The following is a 17108-nucleotide window of genomic DNA, read 5'->3' as shown; positions in this document are numbered from 1 at the left end:
ATTAAAAAAGAACCCCCTAATACAATAGGGGGATTTCTAGTTTGACCTTATGAAAACTGATATAATATATATTACGTTTTTCATTCTTTAAAATAGAAAAGTTTTAATAACCTTGAAGGTAGGAATTTTTAATGAACTCGAAAGCAAAATTTAGTATTCGCTACAAAATTATGGCTGGTTATTTAGTTATCATTTTGTTCTTACTTGTTTCTTTCATTATGTTAAACAATGAGATTTCCAGCTTACAAAAATCTCGTAATTTTATTATTGATCACGATTTTAAAGTTCTCAATTTAACGAATCAAGTGGAGAAAGAGTTACTAACAATTGAAAATAAAGCGAAAGGGTTTATCATTTCTAATAACCCTACTTACGTGCAATCCCTTAACTCTGCGGAAAAGGATTACGAAAAACATTATCAAGATCTTTTTGCTTTATTAGAGGATAATCCCTCTCAGCAAGAAAAATTAAAACAGATTAACGAAAACATTACTAGTTGGATTAATAAAGAGATTCACCCACTCATTGCAAATAATAATAGTAATAATGTACAAACAATCGACACGACTCAAATTCAGTCATTACAATCACAGCTAACTAACTTCCGTAACACTGAGGAGCAACTAACGAAAAAAAGAGCTGCACAATTAGATACTGAAAATAATAAATTAGAGATTTGGTTATACAGTTTATTGTTCTTACTTTCTTGTATTTCTATTATCGTTTCACTCTATATTTCGAATGCCATTACAAAAACGATTAAAAATGTAATTCAAGCTATTAAATCCATTTCTTCTAAAGAAAAAATTACGGAAAGAATTCATGTAAATACACATGATGAAATAAAAGATCTTGCTCATACAACAAATCACCTACTAGACGAAATATCAAAAAGAGAGTGGTTACAAACTGAGCTTGCAGAATTAATTTTAATGTATCAAGGTGTATCTTCTATTGAGATGTTAGGTAAAAAAATTCTTAGTGGCATCATACAAAAAACGCAAACTTCTTGCGGTGCATTTTATGTACGTGAAGAATATGAAGAAACTGTCTACTATGTGAAAAAAGCTTCTTTCGCCGATCAAGGTGCTGATGTTGGAAAACAATCCATTAAAATGGGTGAAGGTTTCATTGGACAGTCTGCTTTAGAAAAGAAAAGTTTTATTCTGAGGGACATACCTGAAGAGTTTCGTTACGTTACTACTGGATTATTAGAAATACGTCCTAAAAATATACTAGTCATCCCTGTCTTATTTGAAGATGAAGTGATTGCAGTAATGGAGTTAGTAAGTGTAACTGAGATTTCAGATTTACATCAAGATTTAATTCACCAAACTGTTGATAATTTAGGTTTAACAATCCATAGTATTATGGGACGTATGCGAATTCAAACTCTTTTACATGAATCACAAGCAATGACAGAAGAGTTGCAAGTTCAATCAGAAGAATTGCAAACACAAGCGGAAGAACTACAAATGCAAGCCGAAGAATTACGAACAACGAATGAACAATTAGAGTCTAGAACTGAAGAGGCTGAGCAGAAGACAGCTGACTTACAAATTACTAAATTAGAATTAGAAGAAAAAGCAAGCGAGTTGTTACGCAGCTCAAAATACAAATCTGAGTTCCTAGCAAATATGTCACATGAATTACGCACACCATTAAATAGTATTTTACTATTATCTGAAATGTTAAGAGAAAATCATGATAACAATTTATCCGACGATGAGATTGAATTAGCAACTGTCATTCATTCATCAGGGAAAGACTTACTTACTTTAATTAATGACATACTAGATTTATCTAAAGTAGAAGCAGGCAAACTAGACATCATTTTTGAGGCAACGAACATAAGTGACATGGCAGCCAATATGCATCAAAACTTTTTACATATAGCTGCACAAAAAAATGTCGAATTTACTATTGAGGACAGTGATACGATTCCTGATCTGTTTTATACAGATGCAAAACGGATTGAGCAAATTATTAAAAACTTATTATCCAATGCATTTAAATTCACAGAAAAAGGATCCGTTTCTTTACATTTTGATTCGATAGAAACAACCAATTTAAGTCATGATATGCAGTCTATCAGTAAAGATTGGATTACAATTTCAGTAAAAGATACTGGTATTGGTATCGCTAAAGAACAGCATCAACTTATTTTCGAAGCCTTTCAACAGGCAGATGGAGCAACGATTCGAAAGTATGGTGGTACAGGATTAGGTTTATCTATTTGTAAAGAGTTTGCGAGATTATTAGGTGGTTGGATTACGTTAGAGAGTAATGTAGGAGAAGGTAGTACTTTCACCGTATATATTCCTAACCTTCCAAATGGATTACATGATATACAGTTATCCAATTTAGAAGTCGCAGCAACGATAGAAGATGTTATTCCTGCTAAAGTTGTTGAAGAAACTATCGTTACTCCAGAAACAAATAACGTCTTCCAAGAGAAAAACATTTTAATTGTCGATGATGATCATCGAAATATATTTGCGTTACAAAATGCATTAAAAAAACAAAATGCCAACATTATTACTGCCCAAAACGGCATAGAGTGTTTAGAAATACTAAAAAGCAATACAAATATTGACCTTATTTTAATGGATATTATGATGCCGAATATGGACGGTTATGAAACGATGGAAAATATCCGAATGAACTTAGGGCTAAATGAAATACCTATTATCGCATTAACTGCTAAAGCAATGCCAAATGATAAGGAAAAATGTTTATCTGCTGGCGCTTCAGATTATATAAGTAAACCATTAAATCTACATCAACTCTATTCGGTAATGAGTGTATGGTTAATAAAATAAGTGAGGTTTAGTTGGAGTGGAAAATAAGTATTATAATTTTGATCCATCAGTAGATACGGATGAGCGCACGAACTTAGAAATTGAATTACTATTGGAAGCGGTATTTAAACTATCAGGATTTGATTTTCGTCAATATGCTCGCACATCTATTTATAGAAGGATTTGTAATCGAATGCAGCTCTCTAATATCCCAACCATTTCAAAATTAATTGAAAAAGTAATTCACGAGGAAGGGGTTTTAGAACAGTTATTAAATGATTTCTCGATTAATGTAACTGAGATGTTCCGTAACCCTGCCTTTTTTAAAGCGCTTAGAGAGCATGTTATTCCTGAATTGAAAAAGCAACCTGAAATTAGAATTTGGCATGCTGGATGCGCAACTGGTGAAGAAGTATTATCAATGTCCATCTTACTTCACGAAGAAGGATTAAGTGAAAAGTCGGTTATTTACGCAACAGATATGAATACAAATGTGTTAGAAAAAGCAAAACAAGGCATTCTTCCGTTAAACAAAATGCAAACTTATACGAAAAACTATTTACAAGCTGGCGGTACACAAGCATTTTCTAACTATTATTCAACAGATAATCGTTTTGCTTATTTTAATCCATCACTTTTACAAAACATTATTTTTGCACAGCATAATTTAGTAACCGATCAATCTTTTAACGAGTTTCATATTATACTTTGTCGTAACGTTTTAATTTACTTTACAAGTAAACTTCAAAATCAAGTGCAGCAACTATTTTATGAAAGCTTAAGTCACAATGGATTTCTATGTTTAGGAAATAAAGAAACTCTTCGTTTTTCAAATATAATGCCGCATTATACCCAATTTAATCCTAGCGAACAAATTTATCAAAAAATACAATAAAAAGCGTATGAAATCCTCTGTTTGGATTTCATACGCTTTTTATTTCGCATTCGTTTGTATCATAATGAGACACATATCATCTGATTGCGCTTTCTTTTGTTCTTCCTTGTAAAACCCTTCTATCTCGCCTTCTAAATCTCCCCATTTTCTTTCTGTAAAAGTACGTAATTTCTCTTCAGCCTCAAATTCATCATTTGCAATTGCTTCAAGAACACCATCTGTAAATAATAATATTTGAGCGTTCTTCTCAAAAGGTATAACTGTCTTTTTAACTTTTATTTCATCAAAAAATCCTACGGCACAACTCCCGCGATCTAGTTCAACTACATTTGTTTCATCAACTAAAACATATCCAGAAGGATGCCCTGCATTTACATATTCAACTGTTCTATCTTCTGTATTAACAACTAAGTATATCGCCGTAAAATAATAAGGAATATTGTCATTTTCATTATGTAAAAGGGTCATATATTTATTTAATTCTTTAATAACGAGTTCTGGATCAATTAAACATTTAATTGTTTCACGTAATACAGACGAAATAAACATACAAACTAATGAAGCAGATACACCATGTCCCATCACATCTAATAATATAATACCGTAGCGATTTCCATCGATTTTATACCAATAATACATATCTCCAGCTAGTTTAAATGAAGGTAAGTAACTTGCTTCAATTTTTATATGATCTTCTCTTAATGGGCTACTTAATAAGTTTCTTTGTACTTGCGTAGCTAAATCTAGTTCATTCCGAAGATTTTCTTCTTGTTCTTTATGCCAATTTAATTCTGATTTCAAGCGTAACGCTACACGCATACGTGCTAATAGTTCAACTTTATTTATAGGTTTCGTAATATAATCCATTGCCCCCATATCAAGAGCTTCGGCCAATTTATTTGCATCCTCTAAAGCTGTAACAAAAATAATAGGGATATCTTTAAACTTCTCCTCTTTTTGTAATCGTCTACAAACTTCAAGTCCATCAATTTCAGGCATCATAATATCTAATAATATTAAATCAATTTCATTATGCCTGGAAGAATCTTTTCCAAAATGTATGTATTCGAAGAGCTCTTGTGCAGAATTGAGTGATACAAGATCATGATATCCGGCTTGTTTTAAAATCTTCTCAATTACAAATATGTTAACCGGATTATCATCAACAATTAAAATGGACACAAGTTATTTCCCCTTTTCTTATTTAAAATGTAAATCTATTATCATTTTCTATTTTTCTAGTATTACATACTCAGTTACAAAATGAAAATTTCTTACTCAAACATATTTATACAACAAAAGAACAAACCCCTAGAAATAGGAATTTGTTCTTTCACTCTATAAATTTCTACTTTTAATTTAACACCATTGCTTTATCATTTAAAAGACGATCTAATTCTTCCATATGATTTGTTTCATCGGCAATCATATCTTCTAGTTTTACAACTAACTCTGTCATATTTAATTTCGCTGCCTGTTCTTTTCTCGTTTCATAACGCTTAATTGTTTCATATTCTGATTGTCTAGCGGATTCTAACATTTCTCTAACATCTTCTACTTGTTTCACTGGTAAAGGGATCGTAGTGGGGGTACCACCTAGCGTCTTAATTTTCTCCGCTAAATATAGGGCATGTCCTTGTTCATCACTAATTTCAGATTCAAAGAAAGGTTTTAACACTTGTCTATATATACCAGAAACTGTAGCTGCATTATGGTTATACATAATAATTGCTGAGTATTCTCCTGCTAAATCTTCATTCAATCCTTCGATTAGTTCTTTCACATCGTGTGACATTTTCATATCTCCTCCTATACTTAATAAGTACCCTTTTCTCATGTTTTAAACATCATTATTTTAAATTTTTTATGTATCTAAAAATGCGGCTTGCTTCAATTTACTTATCGCTTGTCTTTTAATACGAGAAACGTGCATTTGTGAAATACCTAACCGTTCCCCTGTATCTTTTTGATTTAAATTTTCTCTAAATATATAATGAATAACACTCTTTTCCGTATCATTTAATACGTTAAAAATATCCTTTAAAACGAGACGCCTTTCTGTCTCTTCATATCCTTGCTCTACTTCACCTACAGATTCAATTCTCGCTACCGAACTTCCATCAGATGAATTTTCAACTACATCATCTAAGGAAGATACTCGATAATTATTTTTCGCATCCATAATCTCTAGAACTTCCTCTTCCGATAGTCCTAAATGATTTGCAATTTCTATTATCTTCGGTGAACGTTGCAGATGATCTGTTAACTCCTCTATCGCAAGTTTAATTTTTCCGCCTAAATCTTTAATTCGCCTTGGAACGTGAATGCCCCAAGTTTTATCACGTAAATACTTCTTTATTTCGCCTACTATTGTAGGTATTGCAAAAGGCTCAAAGGCATTCCCTATCGAATAATCATACCTTCTTATTGCGCCTAAGAGCCCTAACATGCCTACTTGTATAATATCCTCATGCATCGGTCCGCCTTTTGAATAGCGATATGCAATGGAATAGACAAGATTTTTATAATGCTCAACTAACCTTTCCTGCGCTTCATCACATTGGTTTTGTTGGAAGTCTGCAATTAGTTTAATAACGTCTTCTTTAGTAAGATTCGTAGGTTGAGATTGGATTTCCATCATTCTCCACCTGCTCTCTTTGTATATATTTTGTCATTAAAACTGTCATGCCCTCATCATGCATGATTTGTATATCATCCATTAACGTATTAATTAAATATAAACCTAAACCATTTTCCGGCAAATGTTCTACTGGTTTACTAATATCATACGGACCAACTTTCCTTTTTAAGTTATTAAAATCAAAGCTAACCCCATTATCCGCAACCATAATTTCTAATCGATTTTCATATAGTCCAAAGACAATTGCAATTTCTCCAACGTCTTCTTTATATGCATGTTGTACAATATTTGTACATGCTTCACTAATAGCAATTTTCATATCTTCTATATCGTCATAAGCAAAGCCCATTCGATTCGCAACACCAGCCATTGTTAAACGAATAATAGCCACATATTCTGCCTTTGCAGGAATTTTCATTTCTATCTTTTCAAATCTCTCCATCATCCCTAGTCACCTTCTTTCTACTTTTTCAAAATCGGAATTCAAATTTAATATTTCTGTTAACCCTGTAATATCAAATAATCTTTTTAACCTTTTAGATACACCAATAAACTCTAGTTTTCCATCATTTTTCTTAACCGCTTTTAATAGCGCTATAAAAACACCTAAACCGGTGCTATCCATATAATCTACGTTATGAAAATCTACTACAATATGAACCTCTTTTTCGCTTGTAATAGGCATAATCTTATTTTTTAAATCTGATGCCGTATATGCATCAATTTCACCATTAAGTTGTACCGTATAACCTACATCATTTTGCAAAATATTTATTGCCAAATTCATCATTTCCGCCCCCTTATCTCGAACTACTACTATGTTAATTACCCATAAAAATTAGTTTTAAACATATTTTTTTATTTTTATTATAAATAAATTTTCTACAGCTTTCTCGGCTTAACACGTAAAAAATACTACCAAATGTTTAAACCTTATAAATTTGTGTATATATAATGTATAAACATTATTTTTAGGGGGATCTATCTATGGAAGAGCACAGCTTTAAAAAGGGAGATTTTGTTCAATTTTCTTATCGACACGATCATGCTACAAAATTAGTTGGTTCCATTATTAATATACTAACGAATACAATTGTAGTGGATATAGGTAATAACGAGGACTTATCTCATATAGAACCAAGGCAGGTCGTAAGAATAAATAATTGTAAAAAAGTAACGATGGTTTAATACATAATAGAAATTGTAATTTCAATGAGTGGGGGTTCTTCATCCTCCACTCATTCCTATGTAGATTACATTAAAAAAGCATCCAAATTAGTTTAATTGGATGCTTTTTTATGTATATTTATCACTCTATTAACCTTATAGCTATATATAAAAAACTTAAGATTACTATTCATGATCATACTTACGCTTTCCGCAGCATTCTAGAGAAAAATGTTACGATTAAAATAAAGACGATTGCACCTAATAACGCTGGAAGAACAAAGATGCCTCCCCATTCAGGACCCCAATGACCAAATAATGCACTACCTACCCAAGATCCGATTAATCCGGCAATTACATTACCAACTATACCTAAAGGAAAGTCTTTTCCCGTAATCATTCCAGCTAACGCACCAATAAGTCCACCTACAATACACGTAATAATAAGTCCCACAATTAACCCTCCTATATTCGTTTTATATTGTATTTATCAAGCTTTGGTATGTAACCAAAGCTTGATAAACATGTATTATTCTTTATTATCCAACCCATCACTTATCTTTTGTTTCACTTTTCCGACTTTTTCTTTTATCGTTCCCTTCGTCTTGTCCCACTTCCCTTCATTTTTCAACTTTCTATCTTCTGTAACCTCACCAATTCCTTCTTTTACTTGTCCCTTTGTCTTTTCCACTTTACCCGTAATTTGTTCTTTTAGTCCGTTCTCACTCATATTTCCCATCTCCTTTTCGTAATAGATTTATAGATTTACAGAATACAAATTTAAATAGAATACATGCATCTTCTTTCTTGTAACCATTCACCGACTCTCTCTAAATCTTTAACGAATAACAAGATTTTTCCTTCATCTAGCTTTTCTTCGTAGAAGTTCGCTTCTTCCTCATTAAGCCCTAACTCCTGCATCTTATTTCTTAACTGATCTCCCGTTTTTTGAAAGACGTTAATAATACTTGTCCCAAGTCCCTCCTCTTGTATACCAATTGTATTCAAGTCTGCATTGTCTGCGATTCTATCTGTCCTTTCTTTCTCGTGTGTTAATACGTAAATATCTTTTTGGTCTATCCCTTTCTTCACTAGATCATTCGCCGCATTCATGACCTCTTTCTCCGTAATAAATTCATATACAAAAGGTTTACTATACTTCGTTTCCATCTTTAACTTCCTCCTTTAAAATGAATTATTTGTTATATTATATGTAGTACACCTATTCTCGAAATGTTAAACATAAAATCTAAAAAAATATCTAAATTTTGTTTTTGATAGAGAAAGAATAGCGTGATTTACCACTTCAACACACCTCACCCACCTTACAATAACTACCTAAATTAACAGAAAATTGTTATAATTAAACTTAAGGAGGGATACTATGAAAAAAATCATATCTATATGCGCTCTAACCGCTCTATCTTTCACTTTAATAGGCTGTACAAGCACCTCAGCTACAGATAAAGCTTCACAAGCTAAGCAAGAACATACACAAAATACCTTTCAATTAAACTCCGCAAATATTACAGACATTGAAATACTGAAAACAACAAATCATACTACTTCCAAATCTCAAACAGATAACGAAGAAATGATACAATCTATCGTTTCAGCAGTTCAAAATGGAACACCTACAACAATTACTTTAGATCAAAAAAAGAGAGAATCTGCACATTCTACTATTACCGTTACATATAAAGATGACTCCAAAGAAGAGTTTCTTGTTTGGGTTGATAATAAGGAACAAATTACAATTGCTAAAGATGAGAAGAAAGATAAGGTAGAAGGTGTGATAGTAAATATTAAAGATGCTAAAATGATGAAGGATTTCTTTTAAAATTCTAGTTAACGTTAAAAAAAGAGTAGGATTACACCCTACTCTTTTGTTTAATCATGCTCAATAAATAGACCTTTATAAAATCTATTTAAGGTCTAATTTTGCTAAATCATGTTGTAAAACATTATTTCCTTCTTGTGGGTTAAATACGATTGCACTAAGACCAAAAACATTTGTAACAACATCTCTATCTTTCGGACGAATGATTCTTACTTCATAAGCAAAGAGTGCTGGAGGAAGAGCTGCTGAACGAAAAGTAACATATCGATTAGGTGGCAATGTTTGTGTTGAAGGGTCTATTAATGGTAACAATACCGGAGAACCCGATGACCAATCAAACATTTCAACTGTTACTCTACGAGTATCATCTGGATCAACATTCATAGCTTCAACAGTAAGAAATAACGTAGCGGAATGTCTACGTAATACACCCGTTGATAAAGTTTCATTATGATGTTCAAAGCATTTTTTGGGAGGGTGACCATAGCCATAACTCATACCAATTCCCCCCTTTCATTTACAATTAAGGACAAGTATTCCTTATAATATATAATGCTAGTATTCTTTTATTGAAAGGTATAAAAGCGGATTTCTATCTATATTTTTGGATATTTTATTTATTCGCTCTTAAATAATAAAGTGAAACTTTATTCCAAACAATATCGCTATTGCACCAAAGTAAAACAAACTGGACAACCTAGATTTCAAACTGTAAGATTAGATGTTGGTGAAATTGGGCAGCAAAGCATATATAGAAAATAGGTGTTAATGTTGAAAATCAATAAAAAATTCGAACCATTAATTTTTAATATCTTTATGATTTTAGGCATATCTAGCATTATCTCTTTCGTCATGGTTTCAATGAATGTTGGATATACAGCTTTATTTCTCAAATCATGGATAAAAACATGGGGAATTGCTTTCATACTTGCATTTTTAGCTTCTAAATTATTACCCTTTGTAGTTAAAAAGATAATGAAAATCTTCACTTTTGTTGAGAATGATGCTTAAGAATAAAGTGGTGTACTGCGTAGGTTCATTCCAATTAAAAGAGTTTATTATCACAAAAACTTAACCTAGTAAAATGTTTCAAATCGAAGGAAGACACCTTAAAGGTTGTCTTTTCTTTATAAGTAAAAAAAGCCCGCCTATTTCCGTAGGCGGGCTTTATCTTTATTACACAATACGAAAGTATACTCTCTTTTTCACTGAAATTTTATGTAATTTTACATATTCATGAACATACATGTCTTGATGGACTTTATCTATATACTCATGACAGTAATCCATTGAAAATGTATCTTCTTGAAAGCAAAACTCTCTTTTAGAAAGAAAAAAAGACACCCTAAAGTTCATTCCTCCGACTTGAACCTCTTTAATTTTAATAATATGTATTGGACTCTTATCTAAAAAATAATCTAATGTATTCCAATAAGAGAAAGATAATGATAAAATAAAAGTGCAACAAGATGTTGCTTAGTTTTTAAATTTTATGGGAATAACACAAAAGCTAGGTTTGGTCGCCAAGTTTTTTCATTCCTATCGGTCATGAAATACCCCGGTTGGTCGCTGGGGTATTTCTTTTTTATTAACGTATATATAGGTCTATTATGGACAAAATAAAATATAATCTTAGTAGAAGATAGAACACTGACATCTTTGCCGCTTCTAAATCACTTTGGTCTTGTGCGAAGAAAGGATGGTCAGTACTTTCAGCTCAGTGTTCGATCTACTTTAGTTTTTGAGTTGAGTGTTGCTAATCATAGCAGCACTTTTTTACATTCCAATTTGTCCTTTGATGAATTGAATTATATGTTTTACAAACTGGCTTTGCGTGAAGAAGTAATGAATATTTCTCAGTACTGTCGTCCACGATGCTAGATTACTTACGAAAGACTGGGATTCTGTCTTTTTGGTCGCCTTTTTTTTACGTTTTTTCATTCCTGTCCCTCCCTTCATAAGGGAAGGGCAAAGATGGCACATTTTACATTTTAAAGAGTTATATAGAAGAGGACAAGCTATTCATTAGCAAAATAAAGAAAAGACACCCTAAGGTGCCTTCCTCCGACTTGAACCACTTTAATTTTAATAATATGTATTAGACTCCCATCCAACTGTTATTTTTGTTTATTGCGAAATACAATAATTTATTTGTGCTGGTTGTCTGTATGGTCCATGCAGCGATTAACAAGAGGACAATAGCAGTGATGACACCTAAAAGTCATTGCTTGAGCTGATGGCTAGAAACATAAGCGTTACTGTGTATTTATGAAATTTCATTATAAGCAACCTCCTAGTGGAACTACACATTGGTAGAAAAATATATATACTTCTTTCTACTTGATAAGTTCTTACTTTAATCATATATAAAAGGAAATGAAACCGGCTATAACAATCAATGGAAGGATTACTGCGAGTTTATTTTTTAGAGGGACACGCTTGTCTGGGACGCCGGGGTGGATAACAAAAGCTAGTAAAACAATTACTCCAATAATACCTAAAAGTGTATGAATGATGATCATCCTCCTAAGTAATATTATTATTAAAATTATATCACATTCAAATGTTTATAAAGTAAATATTTTACAATATAACCCAGATGTTGCATTTTTAAATTCAAAAAAGCCCCTCAAGGCATCAGCTTTAAGAGACCCCATCCTATCATCTTCTCTCTTCATACAATCGATTCGCTTTATACGAGCAAACGAAAAACATACATGTCGCAACGGGGATAAATGTCAAAAAAAGTCCTCTCATTAATGCAAATGGCGTTTCAAATAAGAATGACCGTAGAAATGATACACCTTGCTTATCCCATAATCCTGGCGTCAAGTATAGTTCTTTCGGATTTACAAAAGCTCCTAAATTCATTGTATTACTATACATAAATAAAAATAATATTGGCAAATAACAGATCGCTAATTCTAAAAATGTTTTAGATAGACGCTTATACTTCCCTGCTCGTGACATTGGATCTGAAAAAATGTCATCTTCACTTTCCTCATTTACCTTTTTAAAATAGTACGTACCTGACCAACGATTACCAGCTATATGCTCCCAGCCACTATCTTCAAATAATGTACAGTAATTAATAAAGTCACTTTTTCTACTAAATACTCTATGGTCTATTTTAATCGTCGCATCTTCTGGTTCTGTATATCTAAATGTATAACCAAATGTAGTGCTTTCCAGTTGATAGCCTTTCCAAGCCATCTCTTCTAACCATTTTTCCTCTTTCTCAAAGTCTAAAAAGAATTTCAATCTCCACATCATCGTTTCCCCCTAACTATACGTGTAATAAACTCTTTGTAACCTCAATAATGTGCTGCATTCTCATAAAGTCTAAGTGCAATACTTCTTTCCCGCGTTCCGTAATGACATACACTTTTCTTCGTTTATCTTCACTTTTTACTGATTCTATTAACCCTTGTTTTAATAAATTTTCAACCGCACCATACAATGTACCCGCTGCGATTTTTACTTGATGATTACTCAGTTCCTCCACCTTTTGCATAATTAAATATCCATGAGCTGGCTCTAATAAAGCTAAAAGAACGTAATACGTTGTTTCCGTTAATGGTAAATTTTTATCTCTATTCATAAAGACCTCCAATGTCACGATAACTATATAGTTAAACTGTATAGTTTGATTCTATACAGTCAGACTGTATATGTCAAATGTAGGAATAACTTTATAACCCAAAACAAAAACGCTATCTTTTAAAAGATAACGTTTTTGTTTTACCCTTGCTTATTCTTCGCCTTCATTTGCTCTTCATAAACAAACTTCGCGGTCATAAAGTCGTTAGAAAAATCTTTCAATGCATTCTTCATTACATTTAATTCTTCTTGTGATTTAATTTCAATACTGTTTAAGAAATCAAATGCTTTTGATTGTTCCTCCGCAACAAAGTTTTGTGTCATATAATCATCTTGGAAGTCTTTCTTCGCCTTTTCTTTTACTTTATTCATTGCCTCTGTTTTGTTTATGCTTTTCATTGGGTTTTCGAATACTCCAGTAGGTTGTTCCGTTTTTGGCTCTTCTTTCTTTTCCGGCTGTTGCGCTGGTGCTGGTTGTTGTGGTTCCTGCTTTGGTTGTTCTTGTTGAACCGGCTGCTGCGCTACTTGTAGCTCTTTTTTCGCTAACTCATCTTTTAACTTCTTCACTTGCTCATCAAGAGATCTTTTTTCAGTTTCTAACACACTCATATCACTTTTCAACTTTTGCGTTTCTTCAAAATGTTCATCTACTAATTTATTGTATTCTTTCTCAGAGTACATTTTTTCACTGGTTGATGTCGTTTTCTCTTTCGTAACAACTACATTAATAATTACAAATAAAGCTATAATTCCTATTAACGCACCGAAAATCTTCTTTTTGTTCATGATTAATCCTCCAAAATGTAAAATTTCAAAAATTATCATAACAGACCAATTCGCTTTCCCTTGTCATATTTTGTCGAATCAATACAATAAAAAAAAGCATCTGAAACAGATGCTTTTTCTCATTCTTAATACGTAAACGTAATTGTTACTAAAGAATACCCTTCTTTCGCATTGTAAGGCTCCGCTTTATAAGAAACTCGATTTGCCCCTTGCGGATAATCGATTTCACCAATTGCCTTTTTCACATCTTGCAGTGCACCATTCATTGATTGCTTGTATAGCACTTCAATTTTCTCTGGTTTTGCACTATAGCGTTGCTGCATTTTATTTTTTAATTCGGTATAGTTATTTGCGATATATTCATTTCCTAAATAGTTTAACTTTGTATCTTTTAATATTTGTTGATATGCAGGCGTTTTCGTACTACCTGCCGCAATTTTGTTTGTCAGTGTACTATAATAATTCGTTGTAGCTTGCGGGTAGTCTCCGCGGTTCCACTCATGATTTCTTGCGATTTGTTCATCTGATAAATTGAAATACGAATACGTGACGCGGCCCTGCTCATCTGGAACCGGATCATCAAATGTTGTATCAAGATGATACCATTTGTTTTCGATTTTCACTAAATTCCAAGCATGAGGTTGTCCGTCCCCAGTTCCTGTCACGAAATGATTTTCAATTCCTGCTTCTTTTAATAATTGATACGTTAATAGTGCGTAACCTTGGCAAACCGCAGAACGATTTACAAGTGCTTCATATGCTGTGTAAGCTTTATAAGACGTATCATAAGAAACATGTTTTACTACGTAATCATGAATCGCCTTCACTTTTTCGTGATCATCCATTTCAACTTGAGTAATAGAAGAAACGATTGCTTTCGCTTGTTTCATGACATATTCCGTCTGTTCTTTCGTTTCACGATATGTAATCTTAAGCGTAAATGTATAATTTCCAGGTGATCCAGAAAGTCCATATGAAACATTCGATCTATTATTATTTGTATACTCATTTTTACTTGCAACTTCTTTATATGCGTTAAAAAGTGTATTCATCACTTCGTTTGTATTATTGTTTTTCGTTTTATATGGAAGTGTAATATTTGTCTCGTATGTATTAATACGCTTTTGTACTTCCTCTTTAAACGCTGTTAATAATGCAGCATCTCCTGTATCTTTCACATCGGCATTTTTATATTTTAAAGTTTTATATAAAAACTGCGCATACTGTTCACGTGTTACTGTGCCATACGGTTCAAAATTCCCGTTCCCTGTGCCATCTGCGATTCCATTTGACTGCACTGCACTAATTGCGTTTTCTGCCCAAAATGGATTTGGAACATCCTTAAAGGTATGTTTTTGTTTTGCCGCAAGATGGAAAGCATTTGTAAGAATTTGTGCCATTTCCGCACGACTCACAGAAGCTTTCGGTCTAAATTGGCCATTTTCATCACCTTTAAAAACTCCTAAATTCGTTAAAGTTAATACCTCTTCTGGAAACATTGTAGAACTTTGATTAATATCACCGTAAGGATTTTTAAACGTAGACCCATCCTTTAATACGTAACGAGTTCCATCATTACTAAACGAACCGCCTTGTTTATTCGGTACTAACACTCGATAAATTAAAGCCGCAACTTGCTCCCTTGTCGCAACATCTCCAAAACCAAATATCCCATTCCCATAACCGGAAATAATATTTTTACTCGCTAAATCTTTAATCGCAGGATATGACCAATGTGATGTCGGCACATCAGAAAAAACACCCACTTCAGCAGCCTTCACACCACTGCCATTTGTATATAACAACGCACCACCAATCAGTGATAATGATGTAATTGATTTTAATAGTTTTGTATACATAATGTCTTCTCCCAATACGTTCTCTATTTTTGTTGGTTTATGTCGAAAAATCTAAAAATATGACAAAATATATTATACAATTAAAAGTTTTTGAGGGATATATTGAATTTTAAAATATGCAAAAATTCATATTGTTATAAGGATTCATAGTGATATTATGTTATTTTACTTGCGAATATATAAATAAAAAAACGCTCATCTGAGCGTTTCATCTATATACTTATTAGTTACTTCTTCTTCACTTAGAACTCTTCTTCGTTAATCATCCTTCGATCTAACAACTCTTTATACTTCAATATTTCTTCAGCCCCACGGCTCTCCATGCGTATATTGTATAACACTTGTTGTATTGACCTTTGATTGGTCCGTTGAAACATTTACTCCATTTAGAGATAATTCTATTGAATTTTTCACTACTAATCACAAAAATATCTTATAATCTTTATATAACAAATTAATGTATTAGGAGTAGATAAAATGCCAGTTACACTCGAACTTATTCTTTTCATTCTTATAGCAATTAGTGCTGTTGGCTATTTAATAAAAGAATTTCAAAAAACTAGGAAACGAACACTTGGAATTTCACTAGAATTTTTAGTTCTTTTCTGGTCAATATGGAGAATATCAACTATCATAATCTAATTTATAAAACATAAATTCCTTCGAATGAAGTGAAACTCTAATCAGCGGGGGGGTTATAGGATAAATTTACCGGTATTTTTACCACAACATTCATGTTAAAATCCCTTGTGAGTACGACATAACTCGACCTTATGAAGCTCCGCAGCTTTTATCGCGGAGCTTTTTTTATTTAAAATAACTATTTTGTTCATTTTTTTGATACATTTACGAAACATTCATATGTTACGTTATATAAGTCCTTTTTTAAATCTTATTCATTCTAGCAAAAAGTCCTAGTCCCCCTAGGGCTTTTTTGCATTCAAACAATGAGTTGTATTTTTTCTCAATAATCGAAACTACTTAACATAGTAAAATAATAATCGGACTGGCATTCAATACCATATTACAATGGATCAAATCGCAAAAAGGCACCTTAGGGTGTCTTTTTTATAGAGAATCAGTTTAAAAACTAAAAATAAAAGAACCTCAATAAATGAGGTTCAAAAAATCTACTATTTTAAATTACCTTCGTAAAAAGCAACTCCATGTTGAACATGTTTTAAATACCACGTAATCGTCCCGCCACAAACATTTTCATTAAAACTATTAGCATATACTCCATTTGAGTAATAAAGAGTTCTTTTGAATTTACCATTAGAATACTCATAAGGAATGGAGCAGGCTGCTTGCTTCGGAGAGCTCACAGCTTTTTGTGTATCAGCTGAAGCTGCACCCATTCCTCCTGTTAATGCAATACCTGTTGCTAACGCTCCTACTACTAATTTCTTGAACATAATAAATCCCCCTTTAATAGTTTTTATAGATTACAACTTAAATGTATCACTTTTGTAATTTATGTAAATATCTTGAATATGTAGAAATATTTATTTAATTATTA

General features: G+C 32.4%; 20 protein-coding genes. 5 read left to right on the top strand and 15 right to left on the bottom strand.

All coding sequences use genetic code 11. The annotated features are described in order from the left end of the window. The first annotated feature begins 131 nt into the window (after positions 1-131). Both C3Y97_RS05195 and C3Y97_RS05190 read left to right on the top strand, forming a co-directional pair. Entirely contained in the window at positions 132-2822 is a 2691-nt protein-coding gene (locus C3Y97_RS05195; protein ID WP_001084969.1) for an ATP-binding protein, read from the top strand. A 16-nt stretch (positions 2823-2838) separates the two neighbouring features. Next, positions 2839-3696: a CheR family methyltransferase gene (locus C3Y97_RS05190; RefSeq protein ID WP_000429046.1), complete on the top strand. Its 858-nt coding sequence runs from the start codon at positions 2839-2841 to the stop codon at positions 3694-3696. Positions 3697-3735: 39 nt separating this feature from the next. Here C3Y97_RS05190 and C3Y97_RS05185 read toward each other — a convergent pair whose 3' ends face one another. The 5 genes from C3Y97_RS05185 to rsbV all read right to left on the bottom strand — a co-directional run bounded on the left by C3Y97_RS05185 (position 3736) and on the right by rsbV (position 7127). Further along, positions 3736-4878, bottom strand: a complete 1143-nt coding sequence (locus C3Y97_RS05185) for a fused response regulator/phosphatase (RefSeq protein ID WP_119683056.1) — start codon at positions 4876-4878, stop codon at positions 3736-3738. A 172-nt stretch (positions 4879-5050) separates the two neighbouring features. Continuing rightward, a complete protein-coding gene (locus tag C3Y97_RS05180; RefSeq protein WP_000017755.1) occupies positions 5051-5491 on the bottom strand; it encodes a ferritin-like domain-containing protein in 441 nt (146 codons plus the stop codon). Positions 5492-5560: 69 nt separating this feature from the next. Then, positions 5561-6337, bottom strand: coding sequence for an RNA polymerase sigma factor SigB (gene sigB, locus C3Y97_RS05175; RefSeq protein ID WP_033665951.1), 777 nt, complete (start codon positions 6335-6337; stop codon positions 5561-5563). Continuing rightward, entirely contained in the window at positions 6300-6782 is a 483-nt protein-coding gene (gene rsbW / locus C3Y97_RS05170) for an anti-sigma B factor RsbW (RefSeq protein WP_000970576.1), read from the bottom strand. The genes sigB and rsbW overlap by 38 nt, the downstream gene beginning before the upstream one ends. Positions 6783-6788: 6 nt before the next feature. Continuing rightward, on the bottom strand, positions 6789-7127 hold the full coding sequence (rsbV, locus tag C3Y97_RS05165) for an anti sigma b factor antagonist RsbV (protein ID WP_002040740.1): 339 nt from the start codon (positions 7125-7127) through the stop codon (positions 6789-6791). A 197-nt stretch (positions 7128-7324) separates the two neighbouring features. Between rsbV and C3Y97_RS05160 the strand changes: the two genes are divergently transcribed. Continuing rightward, positions 7325-7525 (top strand): hypothetical protein, encoded by a 201-nt coding sequence (locus C3Y97_RS05160; protein WP_000391018.1) that lies wholly within the window; start codon positions 7325-7327, stop codon positions 7523-7525. A 181-nt stretch (positions 7526-7706) separates the two neighbouring features. Here the strand turns inward: C3Y97_RS05160 and C3Y97_RS05155 are convergent, their stop codons facing one another. The 3 genes from C3Y97_RS05155 to C3Y97_RS05145 all read right to left on the bottom strand — a co-directional run bounded on the left by C3Y97_RS05155 (position 7707) and on the right by C3Y97_RS05145 (position 8674). Continuing rightward, the gene (locus C3Y97_RS05155; RefSeq protein ID WP_000522903.1) at positions 7707-7958 is read right to left on the bottom strand and encodes a GlsB/YeaQ/YmgE family stress response membrane protein; all 252 of its coding nucleotides are present in this window, start codon (positions 7956-7958) and stop codon (positions 7707-7709) included. 75 nt (positions 7959-8033) lie between these two features. Further along, positions 8034-8234 carry a CsbD family protein gene (locus tag C3Y97_RS05150; RefSeq protein ID WP_001293465.1) on the bottom strand — a complete coding sequence of 67 codons (201 nt, stop codon included), beginning with the start codon at positions 8232-8234 and terminating at the stop codon, positions 8034-8036. A gap of 50 nt (positions 8235-8284) precedes the next feature. Then, a complete protein-coding gene (locus C3Y97_RS05145; RefSeq protein WP_000448804.1) occupies positions 8285-8674 on the bottom strand; it encodes a YflT domain-containing protein in 390 nt (129 codons plus the stop codon). Positions 8675-8888: 214 nt separating this feature from the next. On the opposite strand from C3Y97_RS05145, the gene C3Y97_RS05140 reads away from it, so the two are divergent. After that, positions 8889-9344 (top strand): hypothetical protein, encoded by a 456-nt coding sequence (locus tag C3Y97_RS05140; RefSeq protein ID WP_000720848.1) that lies wholly within the window; start codon positions 8889-8891, stop codon positions 9342-9344. Positions 9345-9428: 84 nt separating this feature from the next. Here the strand turns inward: C3Y97_RS05140 and C3Y97_RS05135 are convergent, their stop codons facing one another. Further along, positions 9429-9842: a hypothetical protein gene (locus C3Y97_RS05135; RefSeq protein WP_000120217.1), complete on the bottom strand. Its 414-nt coding sequence runs from the start codon at positions 9840-9842 to the stop codon at positions 9429-9431. A 273-nt stretch (positions 9843-10115) separates the two neighbouring features. Between C3Y97_RS05135 and C3Y97_RS05130 the strand changes: the two genes are divergently transcribed. Continuing rightward, on the top strand, positions 10116-10355 hold the full coding sequence (locus C3Y97_RS05130; protein ID WP_000700223.1) for a DUF2798 domain-containing protein: 240 nt from the start codon (positions 10116-10118) through the stop codon (positions 10353-10355). A gap of 765 nt (positions 10356-11120) precedes the next feature. Here C3Y97_RS05130 and C3Y97_RS27730 read toward each other — a convergent pair. From C3Y97_RS27730 to C3Y97_RS05105, 6 genes are all read right to left on the bottom strand, one after another. Next, positions 11121-11285, bottom strand: a complete 165-nt coding sequence (locus C3Y97_RS27730) for a hypothetical protein (protein ID WP_167913532.1) — start codon at positions 11283-11285, stop codon at positions 11121-11123. A gap of 720 nt (positions 11286-12005) precedes the next feature. Further along, positions 12006-12617 carry a DUF2812 domain-containing protein gene (locus C3Y97_RS05125; RefSeq protein WP_136363145.1) on the bottom strand — a complete coding sequence of 204 codons (612 nt, stop codon included), beginning with the start codon at positions 12615-12617 and terminating at the stop codon, positions 12006-12008. Between the two features lie 13 nt (positions 12618-12630). Beyond that, complete coding sequence (locus C3Y97_RS05120) at positions 12631-12945, bottom strand: PadR family transcriptional regulator (RefSeq protein ID WP_001078066.1); 315 nt, start codon at positions 12943-12945, stop codon at positions 12631-12633. A 140-nt stretch (positions 12946-13085) separates the two neighbouring features. Beyond that, complete coding sequence (locus C3Y97_RS05115; RefSeq protein ID WP_001035207.1) at positions 13086-13730, bottom strand: hypothetical protein; 645 nt, start codon at positions 13728-13730, stop codon at positions 13086-13088. A 125-nt stretch (positions 13731-13855) separates the two neighbouring features. Beyond that, positions 13856-15589: an S-layer homology domain-containing protein gene (locus tag C3Y97_RS05110; RefSeq protein WP_136363143.1), complete on the bottom strand. Its 1734-nt coding sequence runs from the start codon at positions 15587-15589 to the stop codon at positions 13856-13858. 1133 nt (positions 15590-16722) lie between these two features. Next, positions 16723-17004 (bottom strand): hypothetical protein, encoded by a 282-nt coding sequence (locus C3Y97_RS05105; protein ID WP_000473820.1) that lies wholly within the window; start codon positions 17002-17004, stop codon positions 16723-16725. Positions 17005-17108: the final 104 nt, after the last annotated feature.

Source organism: Bacillus sp. DU-106 (genome assembly GCF_004799705.1).
GTDB classification, from domain to species: domain Bacteria; phylum Bacillota; class Bacilli; order Bacillales; family Bacillaceae_G; genus Bacillus_A; species Bacillus_A cereus.
Note: the sequence above shows the minus strand (reverse complement) of the source record. Positions and strands in the feature narration are given on the sequence as shown.